The sequence below is a fragment of the Carbonicoccus niuqiaonis genome (genome assembly GCF_050157065.1).
Lineage (GTDB): Bacteria > Actinomycetota > Actinomycetes > Propionibacteriales > Propionibacteriaceae > Avipropionibacterium.
In genome coordinates this window covers 1727304-1744530 of sequence record NZ_CP189573.1, presented here as the reverse complement: position 1 = coordinate 1744530, position 17227 = coordinate 1727304, and the positions used below count along the sequence as shown (strand labels likewise).

The 17227-nt window shown below is 70.9% G+C and carries 14 protein-coding genes; 5 read left to right on the top strand and 9 right to left on the bottom strand.

The window, feature by feature from the left end; translation table 11 throughout:
* The first annotated feature begins 108 nt into the window (after positions 1-108).
* Both ACQBAU_RS07935 and ACQBAU_RS07930 read left to right on the top strand, forming a co-directional pair.
* Positions 109-798, top strand: a complete 690-nt coding sequence (locus tag ACQBAU_RS07935) for a hypothetical protein (protein WP_465255859.1) — start codon at positions 109-111, stop codon at positions 796-798.
* Between the two features lie 53 nt (positions 799-851).
* Positions 852-2210: an ABC1 kinase family protein gene (locus tag ACQBAU_RS07930; RefSeq protein WP_465255858.1), complete on the top strand. Its 1359-nt coding sequence runs from the start codon at positions 852-854 to the stop codon at positions 2208-2210.
* A gap of 37 nt (positions 2211-2247) precedes the next feature.
* Here the strand turns inward: ACQBAU_RS07930 and ACQBAU_RS07925 are convergent, their stop codons facing one another.
* The 7 genes from ACQBAU_RS07925 to ACQBAU_RS07895 form a co-directional block, all read right to left on the bottom strand.
* Positions 2248-3009, bottom strand: a complete 762-nt coding sequence (locus tag ACQBAU_RS07925; protein ID WP_465255857.1) for an ABC transporter permease — start codon at positions 3007-3009, stop codon at positions 2248-2250.
* A gap of 2 nt (positions 3010-3011) precedes the next feature.
* A complete protein-coding gene (locus ACQBAU_RS07920; RefSeq protein ID WP_465255856.1) occupies positions 3012-3815 on the bottom strand; it encodes an ABC transporter ATP-binding protein in 804 nt (267 codons plus the stop codon).
* Positions 3800-4165: a DUF1048 domain-containing protein gene (locus ACQBAU_RS07915; protein ID WP_465255855.1), complete on the bottom strand. Its 366-nt coding sequence runs from the start codon at positions 4163-4165 to the stop codon at positions 3800-3802. Before ACQBAU_RS07915 ends, ACQBAU_RS07920 begins: the two co-directional genes overlap by 16 nt.
* A gap of 6 nt (positions 4166-4171) precedes the next feature.
* Positions 4172-4501: a PadR family transcriptional regulator gene (locus ACQBAU_RS07910; protein WP_465255854.1), complete on the bottom strand. Its 330-nt coding sequence runs from the start codon at positions 4499-4501 to the stop codon at positions 4172-4174.
* Between the two features lie 159 nt (positions 4502-4660).
* On the bottom strand, positions 4661-5074 hold the full coding sequence (locus ACQBAU_RS07905; protein ID WP_465255853.1) for a WhiB family transcriptional regulator: 414 nt from the start codon (positions 5072-5074) through the stop codon (positions 4661-4663).
* A 116-nt stretch (positions 5075-5190) separates the two neighbouring features.
* Positions 5191-5385 carry a hypothetical protein gene (locus tag ACQBAU_RS07900; RefSeq protein ID WP_465255852.1) on the bottom strand — a complete coding sequence of 65 codons (195 nt, stop codon included), beginning with the start codon at positions 5383-5385 and terminating at the stop codon, positions 5191-5193.
* A gap of 124 nt (positions 5386-5509) precedes the next feature.
* A complete protein-coding gene (locus ACQBAU_RS07895; protein WP_465259480.1) occupies positions 5510-7615 on the bottom strand; it encodes an ATP-dependent DNA helicase UvrD2 in 2106 nt (701 codons plus the stop codon).
* A gap of 85 nt (positions 7616-7700) precedes the next feature.
* On the opposite strand from ACQBAU_RS07895, the gene recC reads away from it, so the two are divergent.
* Genes recC through recD form a run of 3 tightly spaced genes read left to right on the top strand, consistent with a single transcriptional unit; the run spans position 7701 to position 16518 of the window.
* A complete protein-coding gene (recC, locus tag ACQBAU_RS07890) occupies positions 7701-11147 on the top strand; it encodes an exodeoxyribonuclease V subunit gamma (RefSeq protein ID WP_465255850.1) in 3447 nt (1148 codons plus the stop codon).
* A gap of 2 nt (positions 11148-11149) precedes the next feature.
* Positions 11150-14602 carry a UvrD-helicase domain-containing protein gene (locus tag ACQBAU_RS07885; RefSeq protein ID WP_465255849.1) on the top strand — a complete coding sequence of 1151 codons (3453 nt, stop codon included), beginning with the start codon at positions 11150-11152 and terminating at the stop codon, positions 14600-14602.
* Complete coding sequence (gene recD, locus ACQBAU_RS07880; protein ID WP_465255848.1) at positions 14599-16518, top strand: exodeoxyribonuclease V subunit alpha; 1920 nt, start codon at positions 14599-14601, stop codon at positions 16516-16518. The genes ACQBAU_RS07885 and recD overlap by 4 nt, the downstream gene beginning before the upstream one ends.
* Before the next feature lie 39 nt (positions 16519-16557).
* Here the strand turns inward: recD and ACQBAU_RS07875 are convergent, their stop codons facing one another.
* Together ACQBAU_RS07875 and ACQBAU_RS07870 are read right to left on the bottom strand one after the other, a co-directional pair.
* Positions 16558-16950: a type II toxin-antitoxin system VapC family toxin gene (locus tag ACQBAU_RS07875; protein ID WP_465255847.1), complete on the bottom strand. Its 393-nt coding sequence runs from the start codon at positions 16948-16950 to the stop codon at positions 16558-16560.
* Entirely contained in the window at positions 16950-17177 is a 228-nt protein-coding gene (locus ACQBAU_RS07870; protein WP_465255846.1) for a type II toxin-antitoxin system Phd/YefM family antitoxin, read from the bottom strand. The genes ACQBAU_RS07875 and ACQBAU_RS07870 overlap by 1 nt, the downstream gene beginning before the upstream one ends.
* Positions 17178-17227: the final 50 nt, after the last annotated feature.

Sequence of the window (17227 nt, the reverse complement as noted above, 5' to 3'; positions counted from 1 at the left end):
AGCCCGCCTCGCCCGTCGAGCCTGTCGAGACGCCCCCGGTGTTGTCCGTACCGCTGCAGCTGTGGATGACGGGTCAACGGCGGCCCGTGACCGGGCAACCTCGTGCCCATGGGAACCGTTCGCGTGATCGGCGCCGGGCCACTGGGTCGCGACATCGCCTCGATGTTGGCCGCCGGGTCGGTGGTCAGCAAGCTCTACCTGGCTGATCGCTCCCCGACCGATCCCACCACCTACCCCGGGGCGCCGTTCGCCCCGACCAGCGCCGAGGCCCTGCGCGACCTGCTGCGTGCGAACGAGCCGCGCCCGGGGTCGCGACGGATCCAAGCCGTCAGCCACTGGTCGAAACCGGACGGTGCCCGGGTCGACCTCACGGTCGTGGTGACCGGGCAGGTCGAACCGGACCGGGCGATCACCGAGCACCTGATCCGCGATGACCTGCCCCACCTCGTCGTCCGGCTCGACGGTGCGGTCGCCCGGGTCGGACCGTTGGTGGTGCCCGGCCGTACGGCCTGCCTCAACTGCCTCGACCTGGTGACCACCTCGGAGCAACCGGGCTGGCCGGACCGGCTGCTGGCCGCGAGCCGAACGATCGCCCGCCACGGCGACCGACTGCTGGGGCCGTGGACGTCGTCGATGGCGGCCCTGCAGGTGCACTCCTACCTGCGCAGCAGCGCCACCGGACGCGTCGCGGCCGACACCGTGGGCTGCACCGTGGAACTCGACCTCGACGACGGCCTCACCCGGGTTCGCCGCTGGCCGTTGCATCCCGACTGCGGCTGCCACTGGAGCTTGGGCTGACCCGGTGTCCGACCGCCCTGCGACCGCTTGGGGCCCACAGCGATAATGGCGCCATGGCGCGTACGACTCCTCCCGACGACTCCCGGGACCTGCCCACCGGCGGGTGGCGTCGTGGTGCCCGGCTGCTGTCGCTGCCGTTGGGTGCTGCGGGACGGGCGACCAGCCGACTCGGCCAACGGCTGACCGGAACCTCGAAGGAGGAGGCCGACGCCGCGGTGCGGCAACGGGCCGCCGAACAGCTGTTCACCGTCCTCGGCGAGCTGAAGGGCGGTGCGATGAAGGTCGGCCAGGTGATGAGCCTGATGGAGTCGGCCCTGCCCGAGGAGGTCGCCGAACCGTACCGCCGACATCTGCGCCAACTGCAGGACTCCGCACCGCCGATGCCGTTGTCCCGGGTGCACGCGGTGCTGGCCAAGGAGATCGGCCACGACTGGCGCGAACTGTTCGACGAGTTCGGCTCCCGCCCCGCAGCGGCCGCCTCGATCGGGCAGGTCCACAAGGCGACCTGGCGAGCCACCGGCGAACCGGTTGCGGTCAAGGTGCAGTACCCGGGCGCGGACGAGGCGCTGCGGAGCGACCTGGCCCAGCTGAGCAAACTGGCCCACCTGGCGGGCCCGCTGGCCGGCGCGATCGACATCGACCCATTGGTGGCCGAGCTGACCGAGCGGGTCGGCGAGGAGGTCGACTACCAGCTCGAGGCCGCCAACCAGACCGCAGCGGCCGACGCGTTCGCCGGCCATCCCGACTTCATGGTGCCGCGGGTGCTGCACCACACCCGTCGGGTGATCGTCAGCCAGTGGGTCGAGGGCGATCCGCTGTTGTCGATCACCGACGCCCCCGACGAGGTCCGCAACAGGTGGGGGCTGGCGTACGTCCGGTTCCTGTTCTCCGGTCCGGAGGCGGCCGGCATCCTGCACGGCGATCCCCACCCGGGAAACTTCAAGCTGCTCCCCGACGGGCGGCTCGGGGTGATCGACTTCGGCCTGGTGTCGCGGCTGCCCGACGGGCTCCCCCGCTCCATCGGCCGACTGCTCAGCATCGCACTGCGCGGCGACGCCGAGGAGGTCGCCGCCGGGCTGCGGGCGGAAGGCTTCGTCAGCGGGGACATCGACGCCCACGACCTGCTCGACTTCCTCGGCCCGTTCGTCGAACCCGCCAAGCAGGTCGAGTTCCACTTCACCCGGGACTGGATGCGCGGCGAGTTCGCCAGGGTCCGGTCGGCCTCGGGCCGGGGCCAGGTCGGGACCCGGATCAACCTGCCACCGGGATACCTTCTCATCCACCGGGTCTGGCTCGGCGGCATCGCCGTCCTGGCCCAGCTCGACGTGCGCGCCAACTTCGGTGAGGTGCTGGCCGAGTCACTGCCCGACTTCGTCCCGCTGGAGTCCGACGAGATCAGCGAAACCGGCTGAGCCACGGTGTGAGGCACCCTGCCGTCGTACGGCGCCCTCAGGCGATCCGGCGCCGGTTGATCACCGTGGCGCAGACCTGGGCGATCAGCAGGATGACCACGCACCAGGCCAGGGCGACGAAGATCTCGGCGTCCACCGGCTTCCGGGCCAACAGGTCGCGGATCGTGTTGACGATCGGCGTGACCGGCTGATGCTCGGCAAACACCCGCACCGGACCCGGCATCGAGTCGGTCGGCACGAAGGCGGAGCTGAGGAACGGCAGGAAGATCAGCGGATAGCTGAACGCACTCGCCCCGTCGACCGACTTCGCCGACAGCCCGGCGACAACCGCGAGCCAGGTCGCGGCCAAGGTGAACAGCATCACGATGCCGGCCACCGCCAACCAGGCCAGCACGCCGGCTCCCGAGCGGAACCCGATCAGCATGGCGACCCCGACCACGATCACCAGCGACTGCGCACTGGCGACCAGCGAGGTCAGCACGTGTGCCCACAGCACACTCGACCGTGCGATCGGCATTGACCGGAACCGTTCGACGATCCCGCCCTTCAGGTCGAGGAACAGGCGATACGAGGTGTAGGAGACCCCGGTGGCAATGGTGATCAACAAGATGCCCGGCAGCAGGTAGTTGACGTACGGTTCCGAGCCCGCGTCGATCGCCCCGCCGAAGACGTACACGAACAGCAGCAACATCGCGATGGGCATCACGGCGGTGGTGATGATGGTGTCGGGGCTGCGCAGGATGTGGCGCAGCGATCGTCCGGTCAGGACCAGGGTTTCGCCGATGACGTGGTTCTTCATGATCATCCCCGTTCTGCCGTGGCGTGGTTGTCGGTCGGTCCACCGCGACCGATGACGGCCAGGAAGACGTCCTCGAGGCTCGGCTGGCGCTCGACGTACTCGACCGTCGCCGGTGGCAGCAGTTGCCGCAACTCGGCGACGGTGCCGCGGGCGATGATCCGACCCTCGTGCAGGATCGCCACCCGGTCGGCCAGCTGCTCCGCCTCTTCGAGCTGCTGCGTCGTCAGCAGCACCGTGGTTCCGTTTGCCGCCAACTCCCGAACGGCGTCCCACACCTCGATGCGGGCCTCGGGGTCGAGACCGGTGGTCGGTTCGTCGAGAGCGATCACCGGCGGATCGCCGATCAGGCTCATCGCGATGTCGAGGCGTCGACGCATCCCACCTGAGTAGGTGCCCACCCGACGCCCACCGGCCTCGGTGAGGGAGAACCGTGCCAGCAGGTCATCGGCGATGCGACGAGGTGCGTCGAGGTGCCGGAGCCTGGCGATCATGATCAAGTTCTCCCGGCCGGTCAACACCTCGTCGACCGCAGCGAACTGTCCGGTCAGGCTGAGCGAGGTGCGTACCTGCCGTGACTGCGACACCACGTCGTGTCCGTTGACGGTCACGGTGCCCTGGTCAGCCTTCAGCAACGTGGCGAGGATCCGCACCAAGGTGGTCTTGCCGGCCCCGTTGGACCCGAGCAGGGCGACGATGCTGCCGGATGCGACGTCGAGGTCAACCCCACGGAGCACCGAGACGTCCTTGAACGACTTGTGCACGCCCTTCACCTGGATGGTCGGGGGCGCCGTCACCGGGGTCGACATCGCGCCTCCCCCTGTTCCTGCTCGGCCCGGGTGATGGCGTCGGCCAGCCGCTGCTGTTCCTTGTCCAGCCAGCTCAACTGCCCGTAGTTGCGCTTGAACGCCTCGGCGAACTCGGTGACGTCGTCACCGACGACCTCCCGCACCGGGATCCGATCGGCGGCGCTCTGCTCGAACAGGTCGACCAGGTCCTCCAGCATCGGCATCAGCTGGCCGCCGTCGGAGGGACCGGTGTGCATCACGTAGCGCGCGAGCGCCTCGGTGGCCGTACGGTACGCAGGCGGCAGTTCGTCGACACGAGCCTTGTACCGTCGGTAGCGCTTCTTGTCCTCGATCATCTGCTGGATGCCCATGCTGCATCACTCCCCTTGGTCCCGGAGCTGTTGGAGACGATCGCTGAGGAAGCTCCAGGTCTTCCAGAACTCGTCGAGGTGTGCCCTGCCCTGCCGGTTGAGGGTGTAGACCTTGCGCGGTGGCCCCTTCTCCGACGGGACCTTCACCACGTCGACCAGACCCCGCTGCTCGATCCTGACGAGCAGCGCGTAGATGGTGCCTTCGGCGATGTCGCTGAAGCCCTGGTCCCGGAGCCATGCGGTGATCTCGTAGCCGTACGCCGGGCGCGTGGACAACACGGCGAGCACGATGCCCTCCAGGACACCCTTGAGCATCTCCGTCGCCTGCTTGCCCATCACCCCTCCTCGCTACTCACTGTCATTGACTACCACTAGATAGTAACGATGAGTACCGTGGGACACAAGTCTGATCCGGACAGGAGAAGGGCCGGGTGGCGGATCCTCTCCACCACCCGGCCCTACGGGTGCCCCTCATGGGGTCACGTCATGGGCGGTTCAGGCCGCCGATCGGTCATCCTCGGACTCCAGTTCCGCCGCCGCAGTGACCGGAACCGGCTTCGGTGCCGTGGGCACCTCGTCGGGGAGCGGGTGCTTGCGCGGCCGTCCCCGGGGACGCTTCCTGGCCACGACGACTCCGTTGATGAAGAGCTCACCGCCCCAGACGCCCCAGGGTTCCCGACGCTCCTTGGCGCCGGCCAGGCACTGCTGCTTCACCGGGCAGTCACCGCACAGTGCCTTGGCCCACTCCACGTCGGCCGGCGACTCGGCGAAGAATGCCTCCGGATCCACGTTGCGGCACGGCAACTCGTCGGCGACGTCGAGCCGGGCTGCGCCCAGCAGCGCCATGATCGACGTGTCCGCCATGGCGGCGAACTCTTCGGTCACCACGACCCCTGTGGTGTTCATCATCTCGGCCATCTTTCTCTTCGTGATCGGGCGTTGGTCTTCGAACGGGCCAGGAATCACGAAGGCCGTGAATCCCGGTTGTCTGGGATTCACGGCCCTGAGGGGTCGTTGCCGGCTGGCTAGGCGGGCGGACTCTCAGGGGGTCCCAGAAGGTACGGGTCGGTGTTGTGCGCGTAGGTGTGCTCGGCGATGACGACGCACGGACGGTCGGCGAAGATGCCGGCCGTCATGCCGCGAAGGCGGGCGCCGAAGGCGGCACCGTCGACAAAGGAGATCGGCCGAGCGACCTGCGTGATGTCTGTCTTGCTGTCCATGGCCAACCTCCTTTCGCTGGTGATCACGGATGGCCGTCCATGATCAACTCTTCGTCCTCGGGCCGTGGGAAACCCCCTCGACCGCGATCAACACTAGGCCCCCCTCCGAAGGACTGCAAGCGATTTATACGACCGATTCCTGAGTTTCTTCCTGACCGGGTCCGGCACTCCCGTCGGCGGCGATGATCGCCAGCACGTCCTCCCCGTACTTGTCGACCTTCACCCGGCCCAGGCCGTGGATCCGGAGCAGCTCACGTTCGTTGCTCGGTGTCGACTCCGCCAGCGCCACCAAGGTGGCGTCGGTGAAGATCACGTACGCCGGCATCTTCGCCTCCGCAGCCGTCCGGCGGCGCCACTCCTTCAGCGAGTCGAGCAGGGCCTCGTCGTAGTCGGACGGGCAGTCGGCGTGCCGACCGATCTTGCGCTCGGCCGCGCTGTGCAGGCCCTCCCCGCAGGTACGGCACTTCTCGGCCTGGGCACTGCGCCGGCGTCGGGTGCGGGCGGGCGGTGCGTCGACTCCGGCGGCGCTCCGGTCGACGGGGCGGACCCCGTCGAGGAAGCGGGACGGCTGCCGACGGTTGCCACCGTTGCGGCTGCGCGACCACGACACGTGGAGATGGGTACGGGCCCGGGTGATCCCGACGTACAGCAGTCGTCGTTCCTCGGCCACCTCGGCATCGGAGTTGGCGAGCACGAACGGCAAGGTGCCCTCTTGGGCGCCCACGACCGCCACCGCCTCCCACTCCAGCCCCTTGGCCGAGTGCAGGGTCGCCAGGGTAACCCCGTCAGCGGTGGGTACGTGTTGGGCCTCGGCCCGGTTGCTGAGCTCGACCGCCACCGCCTCCATCGTGGTGCCCGGGTCGGCGGCGACCAGGTCGTCGACCACCTGCACCAGCGCGGCCAGCGACTCCCACCGTTCCCGGACCGCGCCGGCACCGCTGGGCGGCTGGGCGGTCCAGCCGACCCCACCCAGCAGCGCCCGGACCCGTTCGGCGGCCGGGGCCTGTGGATCGGTGCGGGCATCGGCGCGGACCAGCAGCATCGCCTGGCGCACCTCGGGCCGGTCGTAGAACCGCTCCGCACCACGGACCAGGTACGGGATGCCGCGGTCGGCCAGCGCCGCCTCGTACGCCGGGGACTGGCTGTTGACCCGGAACAGGATCGCCATGTCGCGCCAGTCGACCCCGGTGTCGGTCAGCTGGGTGAGCCAGGCCGCGACCGATCGGGCCTCGGACGCCTCGTCGGCGTTGTCGGAGAACACCACGTCCGGCCCCGACGGCTGTTGGGCCTGCAGGGTCACCGACTCGTACTTCTTCATCACCGTGTTGGCGGCGGCGACGACCTGCGGGGTCGAGCGGTAGTCACGGACCAGCCGAACCTCGGTGGCGTCGGGGTGCCGACGGGTGAAGCCGGTCAGGAAGTCGGACCGGGCCCCGGCGAAGGTGTGGATCGTCTGGGCCGGGTCACCGACCACGCAGATGTCGGCACGGTCACCGCGCCAGAGGTCCAGCAGGGCCTGCTGCAACGGCGAGACGTCCTGGTACTCGTCCACCACGAACCACCGGTAGGTCCGGCGGAACTCGGCGGCCACCTCGGGTTGGTCGGCCAGCACCGAGGCCGCGCACAACAAGATGTCCTCGAAGTCGATCCGTTCCCGATCGCGCTTGAGGCCCTCGTACGCCCCGAACACCTTGGCCGCGGTCGCGACGTCGAGGTTGCCGACCTTGCGGCCGAGGGCCTCGGCCCGTGCCGCGTACTCCTCGGGGACGAGGTTGCACACCTTGGCCCAGGAGATCTCCGACACCAGGTCCCGCAGCAGCGGTGTGTCGACGCGGATCCGTTGCCGGCCGGCCGCCTCGGCCACCAGCGACATCTTGTTGTCGAGCACCGACGGCAACTCCCCACCGTGCACCCGGGGCCAGAAGTAGCGCGCCTGCGCCAGTGCCGCGGAGTGGAAGGTGCGCGCCTGCACCCGGCCGGCCCCCAGCTCGCGCAGCCGGTGGCGCATCTCCCCGGCCGCGCGGGTGGTGAAGGTGACCGCCAGCACCTGTCTGGGGTCGTAGGTGCCGGTGGCGACGCCGTACGCGATCCGGTGGGTGATGGCGCGGGTCTTGCCGGTGCCGGCCCCGGCGAGCACCACCAGCGGCCCTTGCAGGGCGGTCGCCACGGCCCGTTGCTCCGGGTCCAGCGCGCTCAACAGTTCGTCGGGGTCCACCACGCGTCCCACCATAAGCGGGGCCACCGACAGGGCCGACCGAGCTGTCCACAGCGGTCTGCGCCGACTCTGTCGGTGGTCGCCCTTAAGGTGTTGCGCAATGACCAGCACCAGCCCCTCGGCGGCACCTCCCCCGAGCGCGACGAGCAGCCGCCCGACCCCGTCGGGTCGGCTGGTGCTGCACCGTGCCGTCCGGGCGGATCAGCTGATCGACGGGTTGGCCGCGACATTGGCCACCACCCCGGCCGATCCGTTCGCGTTCGAGGTGATCAGCGTGCCGACCCCCGGTGTCGAGCGGTGGCTCTCGCAGTCGCTGTCGGCACGACTCGGCACCCGCGGCGGCCGCGCCGACGGGGTCGCCGCGGGGATCAGCTTCCCGATCACCGGCCGCTGGTTCAACCAGCTGTGGGCCGAGGCGTCGGCGGAGTTGTTGCCCGACGGCGCCGACGCCGACCCGTGGCGACCGGACCGGCTGACCTGGGCGCTGTTGACCGCCCTCGACGCCGCTGCCGCCGAGTCCTGGCTGTCACCGGTGACGGCACACCTGGCGGCCGCCGACGGGGGTGGCCACCGGTTCCGTACGGCCACCCGGATCGCCGGCCTGTTCACCCGGTACGCCCGCGAGCGGCCGGAGCTGGTGACGGCCTGGTTGGCCGGTCGCGACGTCGACGACGCCGGCGCCGCCCTCACCGATCCGTACCGCTGGCAACCCCAACTCCTGCGTACGGTCCGCGCCACGACCGAGGTGCCGTCCCCGGCGGAACGGATCGAGCACGTGGCGGCCGTGCTGGCCGACGACCCGGGCCGCTTCGCGTTGCCCGACCGACTGTCGGTCTTCGGGCTGAACCGGCTCGACGCCGTCGACCGACTGGTGTTGGAGGGCCTGGCACGGCATCGCGAGGTGCACCTGTGGACCGCCCACCCCTCACCCGCCCGGTGGGACCGCGTCGCGGCCGCCGGCCTCACCTCCACGACGGAGCCCTGGCCACGCCGGGCCGACGTCGTCGCACCGCCGACGGGCAACCGGCTGGTCAGCACCTTGGGCCGCGACGTCACCGAGTTCCAGCACGTCACCTCTCAGCTGGCGGTGCCGGTGGTCCACGACGCGTTGCCGTTCACGCCGACCCGCGACACCGTGCTGGCCCGGGTGCAGCACGCGATCGTCACCGACGAGCCGTTCGAGCAGCCGGGTGTCGACCCGGCGCCGCTGGCCGACGACGACCACAGCCTGCAGGTCCACGCGTGCCACGGCCCCGACCGGCAGGTCGAGGTGTTGCGAGAAGTCGTGTGCACCCTGCTCGAGGCCGATCCCACCCTCGAGCCGCGCGACATCATGATCATGTGCCCCGACCTGCCACGATTCGTCCCGCTCGTCACCGCGGCCTTCGACGCGTCCGGGCTGCCCACCGGTGAGGCCGGCCGCCGCGCTGACGCGCGGCATCCGGGTCGACGGCTGCGGGTGCGGGTGGCCGACCAGTCGCTCCCCCAGCTCAATCCCCTGCTGGGGGTGCTGCAACGGCTGTTGGAGCTGGTGTCGGCCCGGTTGACGGCCTCGGGGCTGATGGACCTGTGCGCCGCCCCGGCGGTGGCCCACCGGTTCCACTTCACCGCCGACGACCTGGAGACCATCGAGCGCCTCGTCCGGGACTCCGGCATGCGGTGGGGCCTGGACGCCGAGGACCGGGGCCGCTTCGGGTTGGCCGACATCCCGCAGAACACGGTGGCGGCCGGCCTGGACCGGATGCTGCTCGGGGTCGCGATGTCGGAGGCGGGCCACCATCACCTGGGCCTCGTGCTCCCGCTCGACGGCGTGGAGTCCGGCACCGTGGACCTGATCGGCCGCCTGGTCGAGTTCACCGACCGGCTCGACCACGTCCTCGATCGGTTCCGGGGGCCGCACTCGCTGGCCGGCTGGGTCACGGTGCTGCACGAGGCCCTCGAACTGCTCACCGCACCGGCGCCCGGTGAGGCCTGGCAACGTGGGCACGCATGGGCGACGGTGAACGGCCTGACCGACCCCGACGCGTTGACACCGGAGCTCGGCGCCCCGGACGTACAGCTCTCCCTCGGTGACGTCCGAGACCTGCTCGACGACGTGCTGGCCGGCCGACCCGGCCGCGCCAACTTCCGTACCGGCAGCCTGACGGTCTCGTCGTTGGCCCCGATGCGCTCGGTGCCGCACCGGGTGGTGTGCCTGCTGGGGATGGACGACCAGGTGTTCCCGCGGGGACGCCGACTCGACGGCGACGACCTGCTCGCCCGCGACCCGCGGGTCGGTGATCGTGACCGCCGCAGCGAGGACCGGCAACTGTTCCTGGACGCGATCATGGCGGCCACCGACACCTTGGTGATCGTGCACTCGGGCCGCGACCCGCGGACCAACGCGCGGCGGCCGCAGGCGGTGCCGGTCGGCGAGCTGATCGACGCCGCCGAGCACCTCGTCGCCCCGACCGACGGGCGCAGCGTCCGCGACCGGTTGGTGGTCGATCACCCACTGCAGCCGTACGACCCGCGCAACTTCACCGCGACGAGCCGGCTCCGCTCCTTCGACCGGACCGCACTCGCCGGGGCCCGCGCGCTGGTCGCACCACGACAGCAGCCGCAGCCGGTCTTCACCCGGGCACCACTGCCTCCGCTCGAGGTGCCCGACGTCGAGCTCGGCCAGCTGCAACGGTTCTTCAGCCATCCCGCCAAGGGGTTCCTGGTGACCCGGGGCAACTACCGACTGCCCGGCGAGGAGGACGGGGTCGCCGACGAGTTGGCGTTGACCCTCGACGGGCTGCAGCAGTGGCAGATCGGCGACCGGATGCTGACCGCTCGGCTGCAGGGCACCGCCGAGCGCGACCTCGTCGCGGCCGAATGGCGGCGGGGTTCGCTGCCGCCCCGACGGCTGGGGTCCAAGGTGTTGGACAAGGTGCTCACCGACGTCGAGGCGACCGTCGAGCGCGCCCGACAGTGGACGAGCGGTGACCGGTACGACATCGACCTGCACGCCACCGGTGAGGGCTGGAGCCTGACGGGGACCTCGACCCGGATGTATCGCAACAACATCGTCCACGTCGGCTACTCCTGGGCCGGGGCGAAGCAGTGGCTGACCGCGTGGTGGGAGTTGTTGGCGCTGACCTGCACCCAACCCGACGTGGGCTGGCAGGCGGTCGTGGTCGGCAAGAACCGGGGTGTCGCGATCCTGGGGCCGGTCGACCCCGGCTTCGCCCGGATCGTGCTCGGTGACGCGATCGACCTGATGCGCCAGGGCCTCACCGAGCCGTTGCCACTCCCGCTGTCGACCGGGCACGCGTACGCCCGCTCGGTCGTCCAGCGCAACGACGACCCCGAGCAGGCGCTGCGGGTCGCCCGCCGCGAGTGGGAGCACGAGCGCGGAGCCGACGTATGGGAGGCCCTGTGGGGTGGCGGCTTCGACGCGGTGGTCGCCGATCCGGCGCGCGACGAGGAACGTCGCGGTCCCGACGCCGACCCGACGCGCTTCGGCACCCTGGCGCGCCGGCTGTTCGGACCGCTGCTCCGACAGGGTCGGGGGATGAGTTGATCATGACCGACCGCTTCGACGTGCTGGGCCCGTTGCCGTCCGGCACCACCGTGCTGGAGGCCAGTGCCGGAACCGGCAAGACGTACGCCATCGCCGCGCTCGCGACCCGCTACCTGGCCGAGGGTGTCCCGCTCGAGTCAATCATGATCGTCACGTTCAGCCGGGCGGCGACCGGTGAGCTGCGGGTCCGTGTCCGGTCACGCCTCGTCGAGACCGAGCGGGCCCTGACGGCCATGATCAACACCGGCGCCCTGCCCTCGGGTACGGACCCGTTGATCACCTTGTTGGCGACCGGGTCCGAGGACGACGTACGGCTTCGTCGCGACCGGATCGCGGCAGCACTGACCGACTTCGACGACGCCACCATCGCCACCACGCACGAGTTCTGCGGCCGGATGCTCGACGGGCTGGGGATGTTGGCTCGTGCCGAACCGGATCGACAGCTGGTCGAGACGATCGCCGACCTGGTCGACGAAGTCGCCGTCGACACCTACCTCCGGCGGCACGCCACCGCGCAGCCACAGGTGCTGGACCCGACCACCGCGCACGAACTGGCCCGGGCGGCGGCCGACAACGCGCAGTGCCGGATCGTGCCGGACGTCGACGTCGCCGACCCGAAGGTACGGGCACGGGTGCAGTTCGCGGTCGAGACCCGCGCCGAGACCGAACGACGCAAACGGCAGCAGCGGCTGTCCACCCACGACGACGTGTTGGTGGCGCTGCGGGACTCGCTGGCCGATGTCGATCATGGTGACGCCGCGGTCGGGCTGCTGCGGGAACGGTTCCAGGTGGTGCTGGTCGACGAGTTCCAGGACACCGACCCGGTGCAGTGGGAGATCGTCCGACGGGCCTTCGGTGGCCACGCCACGGTGGTCTTGATCGGCGACCCGAAACAGGCGATCTACGGCTTCCGCGGGGCCGACGTCCACGCCTACCTGGACGCGGTGGCCGCCGCCGACCACCACGCCACCCTCGGCACCAACTGGCGCAGTGACGGCTCCCTGGTCGCCGCGATCGACCACCTGTTCGCCGGCGCGGCGCTCGGTGAGGACAAGATCAAGGTGCTGCCGGTGCAGGCCCACCACGACACCGGCCGCCTCCACGACGCCGGTGGCGCGGTGGCCGTACCGTTGCGGATCCGGATGATCCCGACCAGCCCGACCGCCACCGACCCGCCGCCCATCAGGCGCAGTCGGACCATGATCAACAACGACCTGGTCAACCAGGTGATCGACCTGCTCGAATCGGGCATGACGGTCGACGACGGCGACGGAGCTCGTGCCCTGCAACCCCGAGACATCGCTGTCCTGGTGCAGAAGAACGCCACCGCGGAAACGCTGGCCGAGGCGCTCACCACCGCCGGCGTGCCGGCGGTCCAGACCGGGGCGACGACGGTGCTCGACTCGGAGATGGCCGACCACTGGCTGGCCGTGCTGCGGGCGCTGGTGGAGCACCGGGCCGGCAACGTCCGCCGGGCCGCGCTCACCCCGATGATCGGCTGGGACTTCACCCGGTTGGCCACCGCCACCGAGGACGAGCTGGCCGAGTTGAGCCTGACGCTGCGGGAGTGGGCTGCCGTCGCCGGGTCCCGTGGCATCGCCGCCCTGCAGGAGCTGATGATCGACGGGCACCAGGTGCCGGCGCGGTTGCTCGCCCGCACCGACGGTGAACGGTTGATCAGTGACCTGCGGCACGTCGGTGAGCTGCTGCACGGCCGGATGACCGAGCAGCACCTCGGTCTGGCCGCGCTCACCGACTGGCTGGCCGACTCGATCATCGAGGCCCGCCGTGGCGGCGCCGATGAGCAGACCCGCCGGCTGGAGACCGACGCCGACGCGGTCCAGGTGTTGACGGTGCACCGGGCGAAGGGCCTCGAGTTCGGGGTCGTCCTGCTGCCCGAGGCGTGGGAACGCTGGGTGCCCGACGAACGGGGCGAGGTGTTGCGGTTCCACGACCCCGACACCGGCGAGCTCGTGATCGACGTCGGCGGCGACACCGCCCCGGAGCGGTCCAGGCGTCGGGCGGTGTGGCGCGACGAGGAGGCCGGCGAGACGCTGCGGCTGCTGTACGTGGGGCTCACCCGCGCACGCCACCAGGTGATCACCTGGTGGGCGAACTCGTACAACACGCCGAACTCGCCGCTGCAACGACTGCTGTACGGACCGCGACGGGCCGGAGCGATCCCGCCCCCGCGGGTGGACGTGTCCGGGGATCCCGACACGTTGGCCTGGCTGAACGCCGACCTGATCAGTGTCGAACGGGTCGACGGCAGGCCGCGGCGCCGTCGTCAGGCCGAGCCGAGTACGTCCCCGTCGTTGTCACTCAGCCGGTTCGACCGCACCCTCGACCAGGAGTGGCGCCGCACCTCCTACTCGTCACTGACCGCCGCCGCCCACGACCACCCGGGTGCCACCGCGACCGCATCGGACGACGTCGGCGAGGACGACGAACGCGTGGTCCCGGTCGACGAACCGCTCGCACCGGCCGCCTCTCCCCCGGCCGACGACGCGCCGAGCGGTGCCCCGGACGCGTTGTCGCCGTCGAGCCCCTCCCCGATGGGTGAACTGCCGGCCGGCACCGAGTTCGGCACGATCATGCACGCGATCTTCGAACACGTCGACGCCACGGCCGACGACCTGGCCGCCGAACTGCGGGTGATGACGGCGGCCGAGCTCGCACGGACGCCGTACCCGGTCGACGGCGACGCCCTCGCCGCCGCTCTGGTGCCGGCCTTCCAGACCCCGCTGGGCCCGTTGGCCGGCGGCTTGCGGTTGGCCGACATCGGTCCGGCCGACCGACTGTCGGAGCTCGACTTCGAGCTGCCGCTGGCCGGTGGCGACCGACCCGGACCGCGGATCCACCTGGCCGACGTGGCCGGCCTGCTGGCGGGCCACCTGCCGTCGGGGCACCAACTCGCCGACTACCCCCGGCTGCTGGCCGCCGACCCCACCGGCGACGAACCGCTGCGCGGATTCCTCACCGGATCCATCGACTCCGTGCTCCGGATCCCCAGTGACCCACGACCCCCGAGCGACCCACGACTCCCGAGCCTGTCGAGGGGATCCGCTCGCCACCTCGTCGTCGACTACAAGTCCAACTGGCTCGGCGAACCCGGCCGCGAGCTGACCCTGGCCGACTACCACCCCGAGCGGCTCGCCACCGCGATGATGCGGGCCCACTATCCGCTGCAGGCCCTGCTGTACTCGGTCGCCCTGCACCGGTTCCTGCGGTGGCGTCAGCCCGACTACGATCCGGCGGTCCACCTCGGCGGCATCGCCTACCTGTTCGTCCGCGGGATGGCCGGGCCCGACACCCCGACCGCGGACGGCGTTCCGTACGGCGTGTTCTCGTGGGACCCGGGTCCCGCCCTGGTGACCGACCTGTCCGACCTGTTGGACGAGGGCGCCCCGGTCACGGCTGCTGCCGCCACCACCCGCAGCGAGGAGGCACCGTGACCGAACACCTGGAGCTGGCCCTCGGCCTGCGCGACCGGACCACACCGATGGCCCGCTTCCACGAGGTCGGGGTGCTGGGGTTGGCCGACGTCCACACCGCGACCGCCCTGGGGCGGATAGGCGGCGAAGCCGATCCGGACGTACTGCTGGCAGTGGCGCTGACGGTCCGCTCCCTGCGCGGCGGCTCGGTCTGCCTCGACCTCACGACGGCCCGGGACTGGGTGTTCGAGTCCAAGGACGAAGAGGTCGTCGACGCGGCCGACCTGCCGTGGCCCGAACCGGAGGAGTGGGTGAGCACGTGCGCGGCGAGTCCGCTGGTCACCGTGGGGGCGGACGGTGACGGTGACCGGCCCCTGCGACTGATCGGGTCCGTGTTCTACCTCGAGCGGTACTGGGCCGAGGAGGAGACCGTACGGCAGCAGCTGCAGACCCGCCGGGAGCTGCCCGCCGACACCAGCATCGACCTGGACCGACTCCGGGCCGGTCTGGACCGGGTGTTCAGCCCCGACGAACTGGACCCCGACGAGGCCGACCGGCAGCGGATCGCCGCCGCCGTCGCCGTGCTCGGTCGGGTCACCGTCCTCGCGGGCGGCCCCGGGACGGGCAAGACGACGACGGTGGCGAAGCTGCTCGCCCTGCTCGCCGACCAACCCGACGGCGCGGACCAGCGGGTCGCCCTCGCCGCGCCCACCGGCAAGGCCGCCGCCCGGCTGGCCGAAGCCGTACGCGAGGCGACCGCAGCCCTGCCCGAGGCCGACGCCGCCCGGGTGGGGACCTGGTCGGCGCTCACCATGCACCGACTGCTCGGGTCCATCCCGAACACGCCGGGCCGCTTCCGGCACGACAGCGAGAACCGGCTGCCCCACGACGTGATCGTGATCGACGAGATGTCGATGGTGTCACTGCCGATGATGGCCCGACTGCTCGAAGCCGTCCGGCCACACTCACGCGTGGTGCTGGTCGGTGATCCGGACCAGCTCACCAGCGTCGAGGCCGGGGCCGTGATGGCCGACGTCACCGGCGCCGCCTTGGACTCCGCCCACCGGGCACCTGCGCTCGGCGGCATGGACGGCGACGATCCCGAAACCTCGGATCCGTACGAACCGCTGGCTGACCTGGTCGACGACGGCCGCGGGGTCGACCTGCCGCCCGACGTCGTCGACGGGGTGGTGCGCCTGACCCACACCTGGCGGTTCGGCGGGGCGATCGGCGAGCTGGCGACCGCCATCCGTACCGGCGACGCCGATGCTGCGGTCGAGATCGTCACCGCCGGGCACGACGACGTCCGGTTCATCGAGGTCGCCGACGAGGAGCTGCGCGCCGACGCGGTGCCCCAGGTCCGGGACCGCGTCGTGGCCACCGCGACCCGGCTGGCCGATGCCGCCACGACGGGTGACCGTCAGGGCGCCCTCCGGGCACTGGAGGCCCACCGACTGCTCTGCGGTCACCGCACCGGCCCGTACGGGGTGAGTCGGTGGACCCGGGAGGTCGAGCGCTGGTTGGACCTCGGGCACGGGCTCCGCGACGAGTGGTACCCGGGGCGGCCGTTGTTGATCACCAACAACGACTACGACCTCAACCTGTTCAACGGCGACACCGGGGTGGTGGTGGAGACTCCCCGGGGGCTGCGGGCGGTGTTCGCGCGCGGGCCGGAATGGGTGGAGTACGCGCCGGCTCGGCTGACCGGCGTACAGACCGTGCACGCGATGACGGTGCACCGCGGCCAGGGCAGTCAGTTCGGCGACGTCTCGTTCGTGCTGCCGCCGGTCGACTCTCCCTTGCTGACACGCGAACTCGTCTACACCGCCGTCACCCGCGCGACCACGACGGTCTGCCTCGTCGGCACCGCGGAGTCGATCCGGCGTGCCGTGCTGCGTCCCGCCAACCGCGCGAGCGGGCTGCGGCAGCGGCTCTGACGGCCGACCGGGCGGTCACTCCGCCCCGGACGGGCGGCCCTACCAGATCAGCCGGAGCCCGTTCAGGGTGTCGAACGCGGGGTCCGCGGTCATCAGCGGAATCGCCTCGATGATCGCTGTTGCTGCGAGCATCCGATCAAACGGATCCCGGTGCTGCCACTCAAGTGAGCCCGCCGTCAAGGCATGGGCAGGGCTGATCACCAACGAGTCGATCGCAGCCCGCTCAAGATGGCGCTCGTAACCGCTCATCACCGCGCCTGCCGTGGGCAGCTTGCCGAGTCGGTGCTTGGTGGCGATCTCCCATGCCGTGGCCGCCGACGCCAGCAACACCGTGTTCCTGTCCTCGACGATCCGCCGGGCGTTCGCCGACAACTTGGCCGGTTCGGTGAGGATCCACAACATCGCGTGGGTGTCGAGCAGGACGGGCCCCATCAGGCCTCCCATGCGGCCAACTCGTCGTCTTCCAGCGGATCGAAGAAGCTGTCCGGCACCCGGTACCCGACGAACCCCATGTCCCGGACGCCCCGGTCGGCCATCGGCACGAGCCGGGCCACCGGGACGTTCCCACGCGCGATCACGATCTCCGCACCCGCCTCGACCTCGTGGAGGAGGGCCGACAGCCGGGTCTTCGCATCCTGCACCTTGACGACTTCCACCATGACGTCAGTCTATGTTGACCAACCTGGGTGATCAACCAGCTTGGGCAAGC

Excerpts from the sequence above, each read along its gene's own strand:
- ACQBAU_RS07935 (WP_465255859.1), top strand. The coding sequence starts at position 109 with ATGGGAACCGTTCGCGTGATCGGCGCCGGGCCACTGGGTCGCGACATC.
- ACQBAU_RS07930 (WP_465255858.1), top strand. The coding sequence starts at position 852 with ATGGCGCGTACGACTCCTCCCGACGACTCCCGGGACCTGCCCACCGGC.
- ACQBAU_RS07925 (WP_465255857.1), bottom strand. The coding sequence starts at position 3,009 with ATGAAGAACCACGTCATCGGCGAAACCCTGGTCCTGACCGGACGATCG.
- ACQBAU_RS07920 (WP_465255856.1), bottom strand. The coding sequence starts at position 3,815 with ATGTCGACCCCGGTGACGGCGCCCCCGACCATCCAGGTGAAGGGCGTG.
- ACQBAU_RS07915 (WP_465255855.1), bottom strand. The coding sequence starts at position 4,165 with ATGGGCATCCAGCAGATGATCGAGGACAAGAAGCGCTACCGACGGTAC.
- ACQBAU_RS07910 (WP_465255854.1), bottom strand. The coding sequence starts at position 4,501 with ATGGGCAAGCAGGCGACGGAGATGCTCAAGGGTGTCCTGGAGGGCATC.
- ACQBAU_RS07905 (WP_465255853.1), bottom strand. The coding sequence starts at position 5,074 with ATGATGAACACCACAGGGGTCGTGGTGACCGAAGAGTTCGCCGCCATG.
- ACQBAU_RS07900 (WP_465255852.1), bottom strand. The coding sequence starts at position 5,385 with ATGGACAGCAAGACAGACATCACGCAGGTCGCTCGGCCGATCTCCTTT.
- ACQBAU_RS07895 (WP_465259480.1), bottom strand. The coding sequence starts at position 7,615 with ATGGTGGGACGCGTGGTGGACCCCGACGAACTGTTGAGCGCGCTGGAC.
- recC (WP_465255850.1), top strand. The coding sequence starts at position 7,701 with ATGACCAGCACCAGCCCCTCGGCGGCACCTCCCCCGAGCGCGACGAGC.
- ACQBAU_RS07885 (WP_465255849.1), top strand. The coding sequence starts at position 11,150 with ATGACCGACCGCTTCGACGTGCTGGGCCCGTTGCCGTCCGGCACCACC.
- ACQBAU_RS07875 (WP_465255847.1), bottom strand. The coding sequence starts at position 16,950 with ATGGGGCCCGTCCTGCTCGACACCCACGCGATGTTGTGGATCCTCACC.
- ACQBAU_RS07870 (WP_465255846.1), bottom strand. The coding sequence starts at position 17,177 with ATGGTGGAAGTCGTCAAGGTGCAGGATGCGAAGACCCGGCTGTCGGCC.